The organism is Brevundimonas sp. FV1ye29L, from assembly GCF_058681095.1.
The window spans coordinates 2,562,032-2,578,368 of sequence record NZ_CM178730.1 but is presented as its reverse complement, the minus strand read 5'-3'; the positions used below and the strand labels follow the sequence as shown (position 1 = coordinate 2,578,368).

Here is a 16,337-nt window from a genome sequence, read left to right as displayed (position 1 = left end):
TCCCCCTGCATCGGCGCGCCGTCGCGAGCGGGACTTGCCCTGACGGCTGACGGCTGACGGCTGACGGCGGCGGGGCGGTCGTCGCGCCGGGCGGCCGGCGGGCTCCGGCGCCCGATGGGGTGCTGGCCTACGAGGCTTGTGCTGCCCGGTCCGGCGGGAGCGGCGTCGCTTCGGCTGGCCCCCGCCTCGTGCCCCCTTTCCGTCACGGCCGACTTGACAGTGCATTTTCGGAACGACAGTGTTAGCGCTAACAAATCGAGACCGGAGCCGTGCGGCGCACGAGACCGAGGCAGAGGGAACAAGGAATTCTGTATGGTGCGGGCGACCGACTTTCTGCCGGGTGATTGGCGTACGGCTGCGCTTCTGGGTCGAATCCTCACAAACGGGGGGCCGACCCCCGTGTTGCTGAAGAACGGGCGGATGCTCGATATCTCGCGATTCGCGCCGACGACATCGGAGGCCCTGGCGCGGCAGGGGGTGCTCTCGGCCACAGGCGAGGATCTGGGGGCCATTGAGGATCTGACGGTTGGCGCCGTCTGGGCTGACGGCGGGACGACCCTGCTGTCGCCGCTGGATCTGCAGTGCGTGAAGGCCTCGGGGGTGACGTTTGCGGTGTCGGCGCTGGAGCGGGTGATCGAGGAGCGGGCGCGGGGGGTGGCCTCGGCGGCGACCGACATCCGGGCGCGTCTGTCCGACCGGATCGGCGGCGACCTGAGGGCCGTGCAGCCCGGATCGGAACAGGCGGCGACCCTGAAACAGGCCCTGATCGCCGACGGTCTGTGGTCGCAGTATCTGGAGGTGGCGATCGGCCCGGATGCGGAGATCTTCACCAAGGCCCCGGTGCTGTCGTCCGTCGGCTGGGGCGCGGAGGTCGGCGTCAGGAGCGATTCGGCCTGGAACAATCCGGAGCCGGAAATGGTGCTGGTCTGCGATCCCTCGGGTCGGGCCGTCGGCGCTGCGCTCGGCAATGACGTCAATCTGAGGGACATCGAGGGCCGCTCGGCCCTGTTGCTGGGCAAGGCCAAGGACAACAACGCCGCGGCGGCCGTGGGGCCGTTCATCCGGCTGTTCGACGACGGCTTCACCCTGGACGATGTGCGCGGGGCGACGGTGGAGCTGGAGGTGCGGGGCGAGGACGGGTTCGTCATGTCCGGCGCCAGCTCCATGAGCCTGATCAGCCGGGATCCGCTCGATCTGGCGAAACAGGCGGCGGGTGAGAACCACCAGTATCCCGACGGTTTCGCCCTCTATCTCGGCACCATGTTCGCCCCGGTCCAGGATCGGGATACGCCCGGCGGCGGCTTCACCCACAAGGTCGGCGACCGGGTGAAGGTGTCGTCGTCCCGCCTTGGCGTGCTCGAGAACCGGGTCACCACCTGCGACCGCGCCCCGCCCTGGACGACGGGGATTTCGGCCCTGATGCGCAATCTCGCCGGACGCGGCCTGCTGGGAGACGTCGTATGAGCGGGGCCATCTATCCGTCGCTGAAGGGCAAGGTCGTCGTCGTCACCGGCGGCGGGTCCGGCATCGGCGCCGGCATGACCGAGGCCTTTGCCCGGCAGGGCGCCAGGGTGGTCTTTTTCGACGTGGCCGACGCGGACTCGCTGGCGTTGCAGGCCGGGCTGGCGGAGCTGGACCCCGCGCCGGTCTATCGCCGGTGCGACCTGATGGATCTGGCGGCGCTGACCGACGGTCTGGCGGCCGTCGAGCGCGACTTCGGCGCCGTGGAGGTGCTGGTCAACAACGCCGCCAATGACGACCGCCACACCCTGGCCGAGGTCACGCCCGCCTACTGGGACGACCGGATCAATGTGAACCTGCGGCACCTGTATTTCGCCGCCCGGGCCGTGGCGCCGGGGATGAAGGCGCGAGGGCAGGGGGTGATCCTGAACCTGGGCTCGATCTCCTGGCACCTGGGTCTGCCGGATCTGTCGCTCTATGAGACGGCCAAGGCGGGGATCGAGGGCATGACGCGGGCCCTGGCGCGCGAACTGGGCGTGGACGGCGTGCGGGTCAGCTGCATCGTGCCGGGCAACGTCAGGACCCCGCGCCAGATGAAATGGTACACGCCCGAGGGCGAGGCCGAAATCGTCGCGGCCCAGTGCCTGAAGGGCCGGCTGGAGCCGAGGGACGTCGCGGCCCTGGCCCTGTTCCTCGCCTCGGACGATGCACGTTTGATTACAGGTCACGAGTTTTTCGTGGACGCAGGCTGGCGTTAGGCCAGACCTTCGTCGAACAATTCATACGGGCCAGAGAGCCCGCCAGGGAGGAGATCGAGATGGCAGGACCGACGGGGGGCTCAGGCCCCGATATCGCAGGCGCCGATCGCGTCAACATGGGGTTCATCGTCCTGATCGTGGCTGTGGCGACGATCGGCGGCTTCATGTTCGGCTATGATTCCGGGGTCATCAACGGCACCCAGGACGGGCTGGAAAGCGCCTTCAACCTGTCGGCCCTCGGCACGGGCTTCAATGTCGGCGCCATCCTGCTGGGCTGCGCCTTCGGGGCCTTCGGGGCCGGGCGGCTGTCGGACATGATCGGGCGCAAGGGCGTCATGCTGGTCGCGGCCGCGATGTTCATCGTCAGCGCCATCTGGGCCGGCGCCGCCGATACCTCGGCCCACTTCATCCTCGCCCGCTTCATCGGCGGACTGGGCGTCGGCGCCGCCAGCGTCCTGGCCCCGGCCTATATCTCGGAGGTCACCCCGGCCTCGATCCGGGGGCGGCTGTCCAGCATCCAGCAGATCATGATCATCACCGGCCTGACCGGCGCCTTCGTCGCCAACTACGCCCTGGCGGCGACGGCGGGCGGATCGACCGCCGACTTCTGGATGGGCTTCCCCGCCTGGCGCTGGATGTTCTGGCTGCAGGTCATCCCGGCCGCCATCTATCTGTTCGCCCTGCTGCTGATCCCGGAGAGCCCGCGCTATCTGGTGGTCAAGGGCCGCGACGCCCAGGCCGAGGCCGTGCTGACCAAATTGTTCGGCGCGGGCGCCGCGCGACGCAAGGTCGAGGAGATCCGCGCCTCGCTGAATGCGGAGCACAAGCCCAGGCTGTCGGACCTGCTGGACCAGACCACCCGCAAGGTGCGCCCGATCGTCTGGGCCGGCCTGATCCTGGCGGTGTTCCAGCAACTGGTCGGCATCAACATCGTCTTCTACTACGGCGCGGTGCTGTGGCAGTCGGTCGGCTTCTCCGAGAACGACGCCCTGCAGATCAACATCCTGTCCGGCGTGCTGTCGATCGCGGCCTGTCTGGCCGCCATCTCGGTCATCGACCGGATCGGCCGCAAGCCGCTGCTGCTGATCGGCTCGGCGGGCATGGCGGTGACCCTGGCGACCATGGCCTGGTGTTTCTCGCAATCGACCCTGGTGGACGGCGCGCCGCATCTGCCCGGCAATGTCGGCCTGATCGCCCTGATCGCCGCCAATGCCTATGTGGTCTTCTTCAACTTCAGCTGGGGCCCCGTCATGTGGGTCATGCTGGGCGAGATGTTCCCCAACCAGATCCGGGGTTCGGCCCTCGCCGTCGCCGGCTTCGCCCAGTGGATCGCCAACTTCGCCATCTCCGTCAGCTTCCCGTCCATGGCCGTGGGCCTCGGCCTGCCGGTCACCTACGGCTTCTATGCCGCCAGCGCCCTCATCTCCTTCTTCCTCGTCCAGGCATGGGTCAAGGAAACCCGCGGCCGTGAACTGGAAGACATGCAGGGCTGACCATGACGATACCGGGAGACATTGCGCCTGAACTGGTCTGGGACGTGCGCGCCGAACTGGGCGAGGGTCCGGTGTGGGACGCCGTCCGGGGCTGCGTCTGGTTCGTCGATATCAAGGGCCGGCGGCTGCACCGGCATGATCCGGCGACCGGGGCGAACGACAGCTGGTCCACGCCCGACCAGACCGGCTTCGCCCTGCCGGCCGAGGACGGGTCGCTGATCTGCGGGGTTCGGGGCGGTCTGCACCGCTTCGACCCGGCCGACGGCCGGTTCGAGCTGATCCAGCCGGTCGAGACCGACCGGCCCGGCAACCGGCTGAACGACGGCTTCGTCGATCCTGACGGCGGCCTGTGGTTTGGCTCGATGGACGATGCGGAGGCGGCGCGGGCCGGGGCCCTGTATCGCTGGACAGCGGGCCATCTGGAACGCCACGACGACGACCACGGCATCACCAATGGCCCGGCCCTGAGCCCGGACGGGCGGACCCTGTATCATCACGACACCGCCGACCGGACGATCTTTGCCTATGACCATGCGGGTGGACAGTTGTCGAATCGCCGGGCCCTGGCGGTTCCGCGGAAGGGCTATCCGGACGGGCCCGCCGTCGATTCGGCCGGCACCCTGTGGGTCGGCCTGTTCCATGGCGGCGGCGTCGGGCGTTTCGACCCGGACGGGACCGAGCAGGAGCTTCTGGCCTTCCCCGTGCCGACGGTGACCAAGGTCGCCTTCGGGGGCGAGGACCTGAGAACCGTCTATGCGACAACGGCCTGGATGGGGCTGGACGCAGCGACCCGGGCCGCCCATCCGACGGCCGGCGGACTGTTCCGCTTCCGCGTCGATACGCCGGGTCTGCCGTCCAGCCGGATCCGGCTGTGAGCCTGCCAGGTCATGCGCTTGGGGGCGAGGCCGGCGACTGGCGCTGGGCCATCCGGCCCGATCTGGGAGCCGCGATCACCCGGCTGGAATGGCGTGGCCGGCCGATCCTGAGGCCGACGCCCGACGGCGCCACGGCGGTGCTGGAGACGGGGTGTTTTCCCCTCGTTCCCTACGCCAACCGCATCGGCCACGGACGGTTCGACTTCGCCGGAGAGACGGTGTCGCTGCCCGTTCTGCCCGCCTTCGCGCCGCACGCCCTGCATGGCGACGGCTGGCGGGCGGAGTGGGAGGCGGTCGAAGGCCCGGCCGCCGCGACCCTGATCTACCGCCATGAGGCCGGGGCCTGGCCCTGGACCTATCGGGCCTACCAGACGCTGGCGTTCGATGGAGCCGACGCCGTGCTGACCGTCAGCGTCGAAAACCTGTCGGAGCGGCCCATGCCCTGGGGTCTGGGGGTGCACCCCTATTTCCCGGCGGGGCCGGAAACCCGGCTGAGTTTCGAGGCGGACGGCGTGTGGGAGACGGGGCCGGACGACCTGCCGGTCCGCCTGTCACCGCCGCGCGCCGTGTTCGACTGGTCCGGCGCCCCCCGGGTGGTCGAGGCCCCGTTCGTGGACCACTGCTACAGCGGCTGCGGACCCGCCCGGCTGATCCAGCACGACCATGAGGTCGTGATCCGCGCCACGCCGAACGCGACCTGGGCCCAGGTCTATGCCCCGGGCGCCGACTTCGTCTGTTTCGAACCCGTGAGCCACCGGCCGGACGTCTTCAATGCGCCGGAAGACGAAAGGGCGGGTCACCCGCCGATGGCCCAGGGCGAGGTGCGTTCGACGACCATGACCCTGACGGTCGAGGCGCGGTAGACGGCATCGGCCAGACGGACCGCCGGCGGCTGCGGCAGGGCGACGCCGTGCGGATCGCGGCCGATGAATTTCACCCGCCGGGGAGGTCGTCCGGCCGCCAGACCTCGACGCCCCGGACGAAGCGTTCGCCGGGGGCCAGCAGGACGGCGTTGGCGTTGGCGACCCCCAGTTCCAGACTCCCGGCGATGCGTTCGGCGCGTTCGATGAAATGGTCGGAGGCGGGGCGCGGACAGAGATCGCGCGCCGTCTCCCGGAACAGCTCCAGCCAGCGGTCGAAATGACGGGCGTCGATGGGCAGGGGCAGGTGTTTCGGCATCGGCCGACCCTGATAGACGCCGGTGGAAAGGGCGACCGAGGACCAGAACAGTTTCATCTGCGCCAGATGCGGCCCCCAGTCGGCGATGCGTGCGGCAAAGACCGGACCGATCAGGGCATCGCCCTGAACCCGGGCATAGAAGTCCTCGACCAGCCGGTCGATCAGGACCTCGTCGATGCCGGTGGCGTCGCGGATCTGCTGGCTCGCAGCCTCACGACGGGCGGCAGCGATGTCGGGAGATCGGTCCATGCGGGGCGTCTAGACCCGCGACGCCTGTGGGTCGAGGATATCGTCGGCGTGCGGCGATGCGGCGACGATCCGTCACGCGGCAGTGATCGGTCGAGGGTCCGAAAGTCCTTGCGGGTCGCATCGGCCCCGCCCATGTTTCCATCAGCGGATCATCCGCCGGAGACTCTCGATCATGATCAGTGCACTGGAAATCGGGATCGCCCTTTCCCTGCCGATCATCGTGCTCGCGCAGATCATGGGCGCGCGGTCGAAGCCGGTAAGGGTTCGCGTCCGGTCGGCTGAACAGCCGCGCCGCCCGAACGCCTGAAGGCAGGCTGACGGCGCTCAGGGCGGTTCTGGAGCGCAGCGACCTGTTATCGGCCGGAAGTCTAGCCCCAGGCCTCCACCGCGCCGCGACGCCGGGCTGCGCCGGGGGCGGCGGGCGTGAGGATCGTGCGTGGTTCGGCCTCGGCCTTGCCGAACAGCCAGCCCTGGGCGAAGTCGACGCCGAGGTCGCGCAGGATATCGGCGGCCCCCTGGGTCTCGACCATTTCGGCGACGGTGGTCAGGTTGAGCGACCCGCACAACTCCACCAGATGCGCGATCAGGGTGCGGGCGCGGGAATCCTCTTCGAGTCCCTGGATGAGGGACCCATCAATCTTGACCGTGTCGACCTGCAGCTTGCGCACATAGTCGAACGAGGCGGCGCCTGAACCGAAGTCGTCGATGCACAGCTTGATTCCCGCCTCGCGGAGCGCGGACAGGCGGCGATTGGCGGCGTTGATGTCGGCCAGGGCCGCCGACTCCGTAACCTCGATGATCAGGCGACGGCGAACCTCGGGCGCAGGCGCAGTCATGCGCAGGAGACTGCTGACGTAGGAGTCGTCGGCCAGGGAAGCGCCCGAGACATTGACCGCGATCCTGAGCAGGCCGGAGCCGGGCTGGTGCAGGCGGCGCACGACCTTGTCAAGCACCACCAGATCGAAGCTCTCGATCAGGGCCATCTCTTCGGCCATGCGAATGGCCCCGGCGGGTCCGTCTGCGGAGCGGAACCGCGACAGGGCCTCGAAATGGTGAACGGCGCCGGTCTTCAGCGCCACGATCGGCTGGTAGTGCACCTCGAAGGCGCGATCCCGGACCATGGCGCGGAAGGTCTCGGCCTCCTGCACCGTGCGGGCGAGGGCGTCGTTGAAGGCCGCGCCGGTCTGGCCGAGGCCGCCGTCGCGCAGACAGTCCTCTGCCGCGAGACGCAGCGCGCGCAGGGCGTTCAGCGGCGGGACGTCCGCCAGGTCGGACAGGCTGGACGAGACAGCGAGCGCCAGGCCCTCTTCTTCTCCCAGGCGCGTCACCTCTCCGACCAGATCGCGACCGTCAGAGGGATCGCGCAGCACGGCGTAGCGCTCGGGCGCCAGACGTGAGGCGCCTTCGCCGTTGATGGAGGCGGACTGCAGCACAGCCTCCACCCGGACCGCAGCGCGGGCGGCCGCCGCCGTCTGGCCGGCCAGACCGGCGACATCAATGAAGTCGACCGCCAGACCGGCGGGCGCGACCCGGTTCATCATCAGCGATCGCGCCTGGGCCAGGAAGGCTTCAGGGTCGAGGATCGGCGTTTCGGACGAACGGATCAGACCGTCGACATCGCCGAGCCATGAGATGGAACACGACACCGACGGGGCGAGTTCGGGCAGGCTGAAGGCGCTGAAGGCGACGGCCCGGGTGGCGCCGCCGCCGGCCTGAAGGCGTACCGGTATCGGGCCGATGCGGGCGCCGGGGCGCAGACCCGCGATCGCCTGGGTCAGGACAGCGATATCCGCTGGCGCCACCAGGTCATAAAGGGTCCGGCCCGCCAGAGACTCGGCGGGAGTCGCAGGCGAGGGCCCGGAGCCAAGCGCCAGCGTCACCCGCCCGTCCAGGGAGAGCTCGATCAGAAGATCGGAGGACGCGAAGGCAAGGCCGAGCAGCCGGTTGCGCATGGACATTAGGTCCGGATACGGCCGGAGGTCTTAAAGTCGAGCCTACCGGAATAGTTAACCCGTCGACGCCGTCAGGCGCTGCGGTTCAGGGTGATGGCCGTACCGTCCGAACGGACGGCGCGTCCGGATGCGCCGTAGCCAGTCCCCGAGGCGCGGGCGGCGGCGACTTCGGAGGCGATGGCCTGGACCAGGCCTTCGGAGATCACCCGGGCGGCCTGGACGGCGGCGGCATGTCGGGCGAGGACGGCCTCGAACCTTTCGGTCGCGCGGATCAGGAGGGCGCGTTCGCTGGCGGGGGCGGCGGCGGCGAGCCCCGGCGTGGCCTTCAGCTGGGCCGATTCCCGCCGGTAGAGGTTGGCCATGTCCTGGGTGCGGGCGAGGTCAGGCAGGATGTCCTGCGGCCGTCGCTCGGCGAAGGCCCGGGTTTCGGTCTCGAGGCGGCCGGTCAGGGCCTCCGTCAACCCGATCAGGCGCCGGACATGGGTGGTGGCATCGGCTGGCGTCGTCACCGGCCGCCCTCCTGCATCTTCAGCATTTCCGACATGACGACATCGGTGACGCCAACCCCGCCGGCGCGGACGACCTGTCGCGCCATGGCGTCCACCAGAAAGCCGCGCCAGGTCGCCTCGGCATCGCCGCCGCCAAATGGCGCCTCGGTCGAAAGCCCCTCGAACATCGGTTTGAGCATCTGGGTCATGAAGGAGACCTCGAAGTCCACCGCGGTCTTGCGGATGCGGGCCGCAGCGGGGTCCGGCGCAGATCCGGCGACCGGGGCGGCGACCATCGCAGAGCTGGATTGAACGGTCATGGTCACATCACCTCGATTTCGGCCTGCAGGGCGCCGGCGGCCTTTACGGCCTGCAGAATGGAGATCATGTCGCGAGGCGAGACGCCAAGGGCGTTGAGCCCGTTGACCAGGGTGGACAGCGACGTCGAGCCGTTGACGATACGCATCTCGCGACCCAGCTCCTCCTCGACACTGACGGTCGACTCGGGAACGACAGCGGTCTGGCCCTGGCCGAAGGGGGAGGGCTGGCTGACCTGGGGCGTTTCCTGAACCGAAATGGTCAGATTGCCCTGGGCGATGGCGACGGTGGAGATGCGGACCGCATCGCCCATGACGATGACGCCATTGACCTCATCGATGATGACCTTGGCCGGCACGTCCACGGCGACCGGCAGGTTTTCGACGCGGCTGATGAAGCCGGCCATGCCCATCTGCGCCGGCGCCCGGAGGGCGACCACGGTGCCGTTCTCGGCGAGGGCCGTGCCGGGATAGGTCTGGTTGATGGCGGCGGCGACCCGCTGGGCGGTGGTGAAGTCAGGATTGCGCAGCGTCAGCCGCACCTCGTTCATATTGGCCAGCTGGAAGCCCGTCTCGCGCTCGACCGAGGCCCCCGAGGCGATCCGCCCGGCGGTGGGAACGCCGCGCGACACCGAACTGCCCGAGGCCCCGCCGGCGGAAACCGCGCCGGTCTGGATAGAGCCCTGGGCCACCGCATAGACCTGACCGTCGGCGCCTTGCAGGCTGGTGACCAGAAGTGTGCCGCCCAGCAGGCTCTTGGCGTCGCACATCGAGGAGACGGAGACGTCGATGCGCGAGCCCGGGGTGGCGAAGGGCGGCAGTTCGGCCGTGACCATGATGGCCGCCATATTCTTAGAGTTGGCGTTGGCGCCGCGAATATTGACGCCCAGCCGCTCGGTCATGCCTTCCAGCGACTGGCGCGTGAAGGGGCAGTTGCGCAGGCTGTCGCCGGTGCCGGCCAGACCGACGACCAGACCATAACCGACCAGCTGGTTGGCGCGGACGCCTTCGATCGAGGCGATGTCCTTGATGCGGGACTCAGCTGCGGCCTCGCCGCCGGCCGCCATCAGACCGAAGGCGGCCAGGGCGGCGGCGAGTGGAGCGGTCAGGGCGGCAAGCAACTTTTGCATCGTCGGGGGTCCGAAGGCGAATGACCGTCCGTCCGATGCCAGTCTCGTGCCGGTCTGAAAATTCAACGATTACAGCATGGGACATGCATTGCGGCGCCTTCCGGGCGGCAAATCCTGCCCGGCTGTTAACCAAACAGTGACGATACGGCGGTGATGGTCCCCCATGCGCCGGAGTTTCCTGTCATGAAGGTCAGCGGCCCCACCGGTCCGGGTGCGCCGCCGGCCCCCCGTTCGAGCCGCGCCAGCGGCGGCTTCAGCCTGGGCGGAAGCGCGCCGACGGCGTCCGCCGCGCCGGCCATGTCCGCGGGCTCCGCCAGCGGACTGGCGGGGGTGTCGGCCCTGATGGCGCTACAGGGCGTTGAGGACGTCTCTGAACGTCGTCGTCGTTCCATCCGCCGCGGGCGTGGTCTTCTGGACCGGCTGGATGAACTCAAGCTGGCCATGCTGGCGGGCGAGGCGGGCGAAACGGCGCTGGCCCGACTGGGGCGGGATATCGGCGAGGCCCGGCCGGATGAGGATGACGTCGGTCTGAAAAGTCTGCTGGACCAGATCGACCTGCGCGCGAAAGTCGAGCTCGCCAAGGCCGAGGTTCGCCGCAGCGCAACATAAACCCGGCGAATCCATTGAGGAATTCATGGCTCGTGCGCGGGGGGTGAGGACGAAATGTCACGACCCGGGCGCCGCAACCAACTTTGATCATCACGGACGCGCGAACCGCGTTGCCCCGACTCTCCGCTTGCGCCTATAGGCAGGCTGCCCGCAGGGGGGTGTGTTGAACACGAGCGTGAGTGCGATGAACGCATTGGCGTCCAATACCATCGGCGAGCCAGCCGGCTATCGGCCGTCCGACGACGAGCCGTTCATGAATGAGCGGCAGCTGGCCTATTTCAAACACAAGCTGATGGTCTGGCGGGATGAAATCCTGCGGGAGTCCAGAGGCACGGTCGTCAATCTGAAGGCCGAGACCGAAAACCATCCTGATCTGGTCGATCGCGCCTCTTCGGAGTCGGACCGGGCGCTGGAGCTTCGGACCCGCGATCGCCAGCGCAAGCTGATCTCCAAGATCGAGGACGCCCTGCGCCGGATCGAGGACGGCTCCTACGGCTATTGCGAGGACACCGGCGAGCCGATCGGCCTGGGACGGCTTGAGGCCAGACCCACGGCGACCCTCTCGGTCGAGGCCCAGGAGCGGCACGAACGCCGCGAGCGCGTCCACCGCGACGACTGAGGCGCAGAAACCCGCGCCGCCGCAAGGCGGTGCGAGCTTCCTCATTCAAGGCCAGACCTTGCGGTCCGACCTTTGACGTTTCAGGCGTTGCAGGCGGCGAGGGCGGCTGCGTCCAGCGCCTGACCCTTCCATGAAAACTCGGTCACGGCGCCGAAACGGGCGACGACGCGGCGGCAGGCGCGCGCCGCGGGCTGGCTGGTTCCGCCGGTGGCGGTGCAGGACGACCCCTCGCAACGCCAGGCGGCGCCGTCGATGATGGTGGTGCGTCCGACCGGGGCCTTGGCGGCGTCGGCGAGGACAGCACGCGTGGCGGCGGGCGTAGCGGCGGGCTGGGCCGCGACAGGGGCCGCAGCCAGCAGGGCGGCGACGATCAGCAGGGTGCGCATTGGGGAGCTCCGCATAAAACCGGAGCGGCGTCTGCGCCCCGTGGCCCCCTTTTGTCAGTCCTTATAGAAAACCGTCAAGGTGTATTAGCGGTGATCACTTATCGCTGATCATGTTGGATGGAAGCCGAAGCCCCGCCGGCGCCCAGCTGGGCGATGGCGTCCTCGACCGTGTCGGCGACGGTCCAGGCCGTGAGGAACGAGGGCGGCGTCATTCCCTCCTCGACGCTGTGACGCATCAGGGCGAAGAAGGTTTCCCAGAAGCCGTTGATGTTGAGGAAGACCACCGGCTTGGCGTGAAGGTCCAGCCGCTTCCACGACAAAAGTTCGACGACCTCCTCCAGGGTGCCGACGCCGCCGGGGGCCACGACAAAGGCGTCGGACTGGTCGTACATCAGCTGTTTGCGCTCGTGCATGGAGGTGACGACCAGGGTCTCGACCTCGTCGAACAGCCGCTCCCGACTGCGCAGGAAGCCCGGCATGATGCCCAGAACCCGCCCCCCGGCGGCATGGGCCGACCGCGCGGCCGCGCCCATCAACCCGACCCCGCCGCCGCCATAGACCAGCCGCCAGCCGATGTCGGCCGTGGCCTCGCCGAAAGCATGGGCGGCCTGGACATAGTCAGGATGGGCGGTTTCGGAGGCGCCGCAGAACAGGCAGACCGACTGGCCTTCAAAAGGGGCGATGGAGATATCGGGCAGGGACATGGAGACTCGGGTCACAAGGGGAGACAGGGCGGCGCCGGCCGCGCTAACGGATGTCTAGACTATTTTTTGCTTCAGGTCGGATCGACCTGCAGCCGAAAAGGGTCCGGATTCAAACGGCGATGAAATCCGGGCGAGCTGGACGGTTCAGCTCGACGCCCGCAACTGTAGCCTATCGCCCGGACGTGCAGGATGAAACGATCGTTCCTCGCCCATGTGATGTTGCCGGCCGTCTTGCCGCTTGCGGCCGCCTGCTCGGCCCCCGCCCCCAGTAAAGCGCCGGAAAGCCGGACAGAGAGCGACTGGTCCGCGACGCCGGTGATCCAGGAGGCCGTGCGGACCGCGCAGGGATTGAGGGTGTCCGGCCTGACGGCCCCCCAGGGCCGGGTTGTCCTGCGCGGACGGGATGGTCCCGCCTATGCGACCGTATCAGACGAGCGGGGGCGGTTTGTACTGACGGTTGACCGGCCTTCGGTCGATGCCCTTTTCGCCGTCGAATCCCGACGGGGCGAGGCGACCGCGCCTGCGCCTTATGAAATGCTGGTGGCGCGCGATCCCGCCGGACCGGTCGCGCTTCTGGCCGGGGGAGCTCCAACGCGCCGTCTCGATCCGGGCGGGCCGCTCGATTCCATCGACAGCGACGGCCGCGCCCTGCTGGCATCGGGTCGGGCGGCGCCCGGTTCAACGATAGCCATCCGGGTCGGGGATCAGGCCCTGGCGCCGATCGTCAGCAATGCGGAGGGCCGCTGGTCGGTGAGCCTCGCACCCGATGGAGCCGGACCTCTGGCGGTCGTGGTCGGCGAGCGCCGCTACGCCTATCCGGGACCGGGGGACGCGCCGGCTGCGGTCGAGGCTCGTGACGGCGCCCGGGACGGGGATCGGGATGCGGCGACCCTGGCGACTGCCGGCGAAGGATGGCGGGCGACATGGCGTCTGACACGCGGAGCCTGGCAGAGCAGCTGGTTTCCGGCGAGCTGAGGTTTACGCCCCGTTAACCCAATCGGCACAATCAGGGAGGGTTCTTTCGAGGACACCCACCATCACCGACTACATCCCGGCGTCCGCGCCGGGTTTTTTTTGGCCAGTCCGGCCGCAGCGCCATGCGCCGATGATGCAGACGGGAAACGAGCTGGCTCCGCGGGTAGGATTCGAACCTACGACCAGCCGATTAACAGTCGGCTGCTCTACCACTGAGCTACCGCGGAACAGCTGCTCGGGAGGCGGGCCTATAGCAGCGGCCGCGCGCATCGTGCAACGGGAAATGTGACCATGAACGTGATCCCCGTAACCGACCCCGATGATCCGGCCGTCGCCGCCTATCGCGATGTGCGCGAACGCGACCTGACGGGCCGTGAGGGCCTGTTCATCGCCGAGGGGGAGGTGGTGCTGCGCCAACTGGTGTCGCCCGTTTCGCGGTGTCGGGTCCGGTCGATGCTGCTGGCGGACCACAGGCTGGGGGCGATGGGGGAGATCATCGCCGCTGCGCCGACAGGGACGCCGGTCTATGCGGCCAGCCAGACGGTGCTGGACCGGATCGCCGGGTTTCACCTGCATCGCGGCCTGCTGGGGCTGGGCGAAAAGCCGGAGCTGGACTCGACGGCTGATATCCTGCGCGGGCTGGGCGAAGACGCGGTCGTGGTCGCGGCGGCCGGCATCGGCAATCACGACAATATCGGCGGCCTGTTTCGCAACGCCGCCGCGTTCGGGGCGGCCGCCGTCCTGCTGGACGACCATTGCGCCGATCCCTTCTACCGCAAGGCCATCCGGGTGTCGGTGGGCGCCGTGCTGCGGATGCCGTCGGGCGCGCCCCTGTCGCTGGGGGCCATGGTCGAGGCGCTGGCGGCGGCCGGATTCGAGATCATCGCCCTGACCCCGGCGGCGACTGAACCCCTGTCGGCCCTTCGGCCCGGGGGACGACGGGCGCTGTTGCTCGGATCGGAAGGTCCGGGCCTCCCGCCCGTCGTGATCGACCGATGTCGGGCGGTGGGTATTCCGATGTCGAACGGATTCGATTCCCTGAACGTCGCCGCGACGTCCGCTATCGCCCTGCACCAGCTGACCCGGAGCTGAGGCGACGGTTCGCCCGCTTGGGGAAGTCCGCAACAGAGACGCTCCATACGCGCGAAAAAACTCAACATTTCAGTCGACTAACGTCAAATCGACTTGCGCCCCATTTTCGGCTGTGTCCTCTTGGTCCCAGACGTTTTGGGGGAGACGATCATGATACTGGAATTCTTCTATCGCCGTTCGCGGCCGCTGATCGCCTTCGGGGTGGTGGCGGCGGCGGTCAGTCTGGCGGCGACAATCGGCTGGATGACCGCTCCGGTCTGACCTCGGCCGAAATCCCGGACACTCGACAAGCAGGGCGCGGAAGGGGCAGGGTCAAGTCTTCCCGTCCGTAGCCGCGTTGAACCTGCCATGTCGTTATCGTCCGTCGTCCGTCACGCCGCCGGCCTGTGCGCCCTTGCCGCTGCCCTGTCGGCGCTTGGCGGCTGTGCGACCGGTTCGGGGCCGGAGGGCCAGGCCGCGCGGGTCGAACCGGCCCGGCTGAACGCCCATATCGCGGCGCTCGCCGACGACGCCATGGAAGGCCGGGGCCCCACCACGCCGGGCGAGGAGAAGGCGGTCCAGTATATCGCCGACCAGTTCCGCAGCCTGGGGCTGGAGCCCGCCGGCGAGAACGGGGGCTGGTTCCAGACGGTGCCGATCAACCGCTTCGTCCAGGACGGGCCGGCGACGATCACCGCGCGGGTCGGCGAAGATACCCTGACGCTGCGGCGCGCCAGCGACATCATCGCCAACAGCCATCGGCCGCAGAACCGGGTCACGGTGACCGATGCGCCGGTGGTCTTCGTCGGCTATGGCGTCACGGCGCCCGAGCAGGGCTGGGACGACTTCAAGGGGGTCGATCTGACCGGCAAGATCATGCTGGTTCTGGTCAACGACCCCGACTTCGAGGTTCCTGCAGACAGCCCCGTGGCCGGCCGGTTCGACGGCCAGGGAATGACCTGGTATGGCCGCTGGGTCTACAAGTTCGAGGAGGCGGCGCGGCGTGGAGCGGCCGGCGTCATGGTCATCCACGAGACGGCGGGCGCCGGCTATCCGTGGACGACGCTGCAGAACTCCTCCACCGCCCCCGGCCTCGACATCGTCCGCGCCGATCCTGTCAAGGAACGCGTCCAGGTCCAGGGCTGGATCCAGCAGGAACAGGCCGTCCGATTGATGCAGGGGGCAGGTCTGGATTTCGCGACTTTGAAGGCCGCCGCCCAGCGCGCCGACTTCCGTCCGGTGGCGCTGGACGGGGTGACGATGTCCTTCGATCTGGGCCAGAAATATGAGCGGCTGACGACGCGCAACGTCGCCGCCCGCCTGACGGGGACGACGCGACCGGACGAGACGGTGATGTACGGCGCCCACTGGGACGCCTATGGCCGCGCGGTCGCCAATGCGGCCGGCGACGACATCTATAACGGGGCGGTCGACAACGCCTCGGGCGTGGCGGCGGTGATCGAACTGGCCCGGCTGTTCGCCGCGGCGCCGCGCACCGAACGGTCGGTGCTGTTCGTGTCCTGGGCGGCGGAGGAGGCGGGGCTTCTGGGGGCCTATTACTACGCCGCCCATCCCCTGGTTCCGCTGGAGACGACCGTCGGCAATCTGAATATGGATTCCCTGCTGGCCGGCCCCCCGTCGGAGGAGATCGTGGTCATCGGCTATGGCAAGACCGATCTTCAGGCGCGGCTGGCGGCCGATGCCGCCGTGGAGGGTCGGCGGTTGATCGCAGACCCGGCCCCCCAGGTCGGGGCCTTCTATCGGTCCGACCATTTCCCCCTGGCGAAGATGGGGGTGCCGGCCCTGTTCGCGGCGGCGGGCTTCACCGGGGCCTCGGAGGCCAGCCGGGCCTATGTGCGGGACCGCTATCACCAGCCCACCGACGACTGGACCTCCGAATGGGACCTGTCCGGGGCGGCGGCCGATGTCCAGCTGCTTTACAAGGTCGGGCGCGACCTCGCCAACGGGACCGACTGGCCGAAATGGACGCCCGGCAATGAGTTCGAGGCGGTTCGCGAGGCCAGCGCGGCGCGTCGACCCTAGAGGCGAAAACGGCCCGGGAGTGATCCCG

At 68.8% G+C, this 16,337-nt stretch carries 18 protein-coding genes and 1 tRNA gene; 11 read left to right on the top strand and 8 right to left on the bottom strand.

Going from position 1 to position 16,337, the window contains the following annotated elements:
- Positions 1 to 315 precede the first annotated feature (315 nt).
- The 5 genes from ACW17W_RS12650 to ACW17W_RS12630 are packed head-to-tail and all read left to right on the top strand — an operon-like array spanning position 316 to position 5,450.
- Positions 316 to 1,464: a fumarylacetoacetate hydrolase family protein gene (locus ACW17W_RS12650; protein WP_492080318.1), complete on the top strand. Its 1,149-nt coding sequence runs from the start codon at positions 316 to 318 to the stop codon at positions 1,462 to 1,464.
- Positions 1,461 to 2,219: a D-xylose 1-dehydrogenase gene (gene xylB / locus ACW17W_RS12645; RefSeq protein ID WP_492077256.1), complete on the top strand. Its 759-nt coding sequence runs from the start codon at positions 1,461 to 1,463 to the stop codon at positions 2,217 to 2,219. The genes ACW17W_RS12650 and xylB overlap by 4 nt, the downstream gene beginning before the upstream one ends.
- 59 nt (positions 2,220 to 2,278) lie before the next feature.
- Positions 2,279 to 3,712, top strand: a complete 1,434-nt coding sequence (locus ACW17W_RS12640) for a sugar porter family MFS transporter (RefSeq protein WP_492077255.1) — start codon at positions 2,279 to 2,281, stop codon at positions 3,710 to 3,712.
- A gap of 2 nt (positions 3,713 to 3,714) precedes the next feature.
- Entirely contained in the window at positions 3,715 to 4,587 is an 873-nt protein-coding gene (locus ACW17W_RS12635; RefSeq protein ID WP_492077254.1) for an SMP-30/gluconolactonase/LRE family protein, read from the top strand.
- Positions 4,584 to 5,450 carry an aldose 1-epimerase gene (locus tag ACW17W_RS12630; protein ID WP_492077253.1) on the top strand — a complete coding sequence of 289 codons (867 nt, stop codon included), beginning with the start codon at positions 4,584 to 4,586 and terminating at the stop codon, positions 5,448 to 5,450. Before ACW17W_RS12635 ends, ACW17W_RS12630 begins: the two co-directional genes overlap by 4 nt.
- A 70-nt stretch (positions 5,451 to 5,520) precedes the next feature.
- Here the strand turns inward: ACW17W_RS12630 and ACW17W_RS12625 are convergent, their stop codons facing one another.
- Complete coding sequence (locus ACW17W_RS12625; protein WP_492077252.1) at positions 5,521 to 6,015, bottom strand: group III truncated hemoglobin; 495 nt, start codon at positions 6,013 to 6,015, stop codon at positions 5,521 to 5,523.
- Between the two features lie 172 nt (positions 6,016 to 6,187).
- Here ACW17W_RS12625 and ACW17W_RS12620 point away from each other — a divergent pair, with 172 nt between their 5' ends.
- On the top strand, positions 6,188 to 6,322 hold the full coding sequence (locus ACW17W_RS12620; RefSeq protein WP_492077251.1) for a hypothetical protein: 135 nt from the start codon (positions 6,188 to 6,190) through the stop codon (positions 6,320 to 6,322).
- A gap of 61 nt (positions 6,323 to 6,383) precedes the next feature.
- Here the strand turns inward: ACW17W_RS12620 and ACW17W_RS12615 are convergent, their stop codons facing one another.
- The 4 genes from ACW17W_RS12615 to ACW17W_RS12600 all read right to left on the bottom strand — a co-directional run bounded on the left by ACW17W_RS12615 (position 6,384) and on the right by ACW17W_RS12600 (position 9,902).
- Positions 6,384 to 7,967, bottom strand: coding sequence for an EAL domain-containing protein (locus ACW17W_RS12615; RefSeq protein ID WP_492077250.1), 1,584 nt, complete (start codon positions 7,965 to 7,967; stop codon positions 6,384 to 6,386).
- 71 nt (positions 7,968 to 8,038) lie between these two features.
- Positions 8,039 to 8,476 carry a flagellar basal-body protein FlbY gene (locus tag ACW17W_RS12610; protein ID WP_492077249.1) on the bottom strand — a complete coding sequence of 146 codons (438 nt, stop codon included), beginning with the start codon at positions 8,474 to 8,476 and terminating at the stop codon, positions 8,039 to 8,041.
- Entirely contained in the window at positions 8,473 to 8,775 is a 303-nt protein-coding gene (locus ACW17W_RS12605; RefSeq protein ID WP_492077248.1) for a rod-binding protein, read from the bottom strand. Before ACW17W_RS12605 ends, ACW17W_RS12610 begins: the two co-directional genes overlap by 4 nt.
- A gap of 2 nt (positions 8,776 to 8,777) precedes the next feature.
- Positions 8,778 to 9,902 carry a flagellar basal body P-ring protein FlgI gene (locus ACW17W_RS12600; RefSeq protein WP_492077247.1) on the bottom strand — a complete coding sequence of 375 codons (1,125 nt, stop codon included), beginning with the start codon at positions 9,900 to 9,902 and terminating at the stop codon, positions 8,778 to 8,780.
- A gap of 183 nt (positions 9,903 to 10,085) precedes the next feature.
- On the opposite strand from ACW17W_RS12600, the gene ACW17W_RS12595 reads away from it, so the two are divergent.
- Both ACW17W_RS12595 and dksA read left to right on the top strand, forming a co-directional pair.
- A complete protein-coding gene (locus ACW17W_RS12595; protein WP_492077246.1) occupies positions 10,086 to 10,511 on the top strand; it encodes a flagellar assembly protein FliX in 426 nt (141 codons plus the stop codon).
- Between the two features lie 184 nt (positions 10,512 to 10,695).
- Positions 10,696 to 11,130: an RNA polymerase-binding protein DksA gene (dksA, locus tag ACW17W_RS12590; protein ID WP_492077245.1), complete on the top strand. Its 435-nt coding sequence runs from the start codon at positions 10,696 to 10,698 to the stop codon at positions 11,128 to 11,130.
- Positions 11,131 to 11,210: 80 nt separating this feature from the next.
- Here dksA and ACW17W_RS12585 read toward each other — a convergent pair whose 3' ends face one another.
- The gene (locus ACW17W_RS12585; RefSeq protein WP_492077244.1) at positions 11,211 to 11,516 is read right to left on the bottom strand and encodes a CC_3452 family protein; all 306 of its coding nucleotides are present in this window, start codon (positions 11,514 to 11,516) and stop codon (positions 11,211 to 11,213) included.
- Between the two features lie 98 nt (positions 11,517 to 11,614).
- On the bottom strand, positions 11,615 to 12,220 hold the full coding sequence (locus tag ACW17W_RS12580) for an LOG family protein (RefSeq protein WP_492077243.1): 606 nt from the start codon (positions 12,218 to 12,220) through the stop codon (positions 11,615 to 11,617).
- 189 nt (positions 12,221 to 12,409) lie between these two features.
- Between ACW17W_RS12580 and ACW17W_RS12575 the strand changes: the two genes are divergently transcribed.
- Positions 12,410 to 13,195, top strand: coding sequence for a hypothetical protein (locus ACW17W_RS12575; RefSeq protein WP_492077242.1), 786 nt, complete (start codon positions 12,410 to 12,412; stop codon positions 13,193 to 13,195).
- A gap of 152 nt (positions 13,196 to 13,347) precedes the next feature.
- On the opposite strand, the gene ACW17W_RS12570 is transcribed toward ACW17W_RS12575, so the two are convergent.
- Positions 13,348 to 13,422, bottom strand: a tRNA-Asn gene (locus tag ACW17W_RS12570).
- Between the two features lie 64 nt (positions 13,423 to 13,486).
- On the opposite strand from ACW17W_RS12570, the gene ACW17W_RS12565 reads away from it, so the two are divergent.
- The gene (locus ACW17W_RS12565) at positions 13,487 to 14,287 is read left to right on the top strand and encodes a TrmH family RNA methyltransferase (RefSeq protein ID WP_492077241.1); all 801 of its coding nucleotides are present in this window, start codon (positions 13,487 to 13,489) and stop codon (positions 14,285 to 14,287) included.
- A gap of 348 nt (positions 14,288 to 14,635) precedes the next feature.
- The gene (locus ACW17W_RS12560) at positions 14,636 to 16,309 is read left to right on the top strand and encodes a M28 family peptidase (RefSeq protein WP_492077240.1); all 1,674 of its coding nucleotides are present in this window, start codon (positions 14,636 to 14,638) and stop codon (positions 16,307 to 16,309) included.
- Positions 16,310 to 16,337 lie beyond the last annotated feature (28 nt).

What these genes read in the sequence shown, in the direction of transcription:
- ACW17W_RS12585 (WP_492077244.1), bottom strand. Translation starts at nt 11,516, where the DNA reads ATGCGCACCCTGCTGATCGTCGCCGCCCTGCTGGCTGCGGCCCCTGTC.
- xylB (WP_492077256.1), top strand. Translation starts at nt 1,461, where the DNA reads ATGAGCGGGGCCATCTATCCGTCGCTGAAGGGCAAGGTCGTCGTCGTC.
- ACW17W_RS12625 (WP_492077252.1), bottom strand. Translation starts at nt 6,015, where the DNA reads ATGGACCGATCTCCCGACATCGCTGCCGCCCGTCGTGAGGCTGCGAGC.
- dksA (WP_492077245.1), top strand. Translation starts at nt 10,696, where the DNA reads ATGAACGCATTGGCGTCCAATACCATCGGCGAGCCAGCCGGCTATCGG.
- ACW17W_RS12640 (WP_492077255.1), top strand. Translation starts at nt 2,279, where the DNA reads ATGGCAGGACCGACGGGGGGCTCAGGCCCCGATATCGCAGGCGCCGAT.
- ACW17W_RS12635 (WP_492077254.1), top strand. Translation starts at nt 3,715, where the DNA reads ATGACGATACCGGGAGACATTGCGCCTGAACTGGTCTGGGACGTGCGC.
- ACW17W_RS12620 (WP_492077251.1), top strand. Translation starts at nt 6,188, where the DNA reads ATGATCAGTGCACTGGAAATCGGGATCGCCCTTTCCCTGCCGATCATC.
- ACW17W_RS12575 (WP_492077242.1), top strand. Translation starts at nt 12,410, where the DNA reads ATGAAACGATCGTTCCTCGCCCATGTGATGTTGCCGGCCGTCTTGCCG.
- ACW17W_RS12595 (WP_492077246.1), top strand. Translation starts at nt 10,086, where the DNA reads ATGAAGGTCAGCGGCCCCACCGGTCCGGGTGCGCCGCCGGCCCCCCGT.
- ACW17W_RS12605 (WP_492077248.1), bottom strand. Translation starts at nt 8,775, where the DNA reads ATGACCGTTCAATCCAGCTCTGCGATGGTCGCCGCCCCGGTCGCCGGA.
- ACW17W_RS12565 (WP_492077241.1), top strand. Translation starts at nt 13,487, where the DNA reads ATGAACGTGATCCCCGTAACCGACCCCGATGATCCGGCCGTCGCCGCC.
- ACW17W_RS12615 (WP_492077250.1), bottom strand. Translation starts at nt 7,967, where the DNA reads ATGCGCAACCGGCTGCTCGGCCTTGCCTTCGCGTCCTCCGATCTTCTG.
- ACW17W_RS12560 (WP_492077240.1), top strand. Translation starts at nt 14,636, where the DNA reads ATGTCGTTATCGTCCGTCGTCCGTCACGCCGCCGGCCTGTGCGCCCTT.
- ACW17W_RS12600 (WP_492077247.1), bottom strand. Translation starts at nt 9,902, where the DNA reads ATGCAAAAGTTGCTTGCCGCCCTGACCGCTCCACTCGCCGCCGCCCTG.
- ACW17W_RS12580 (WP_492077243.1), bottom strand. Translation starts at nt 12,220, where the DNA reads ATGTCCCTGCCCGATATCTCCATCGCCCCTTTTGAAGGCCAGTCGGTC.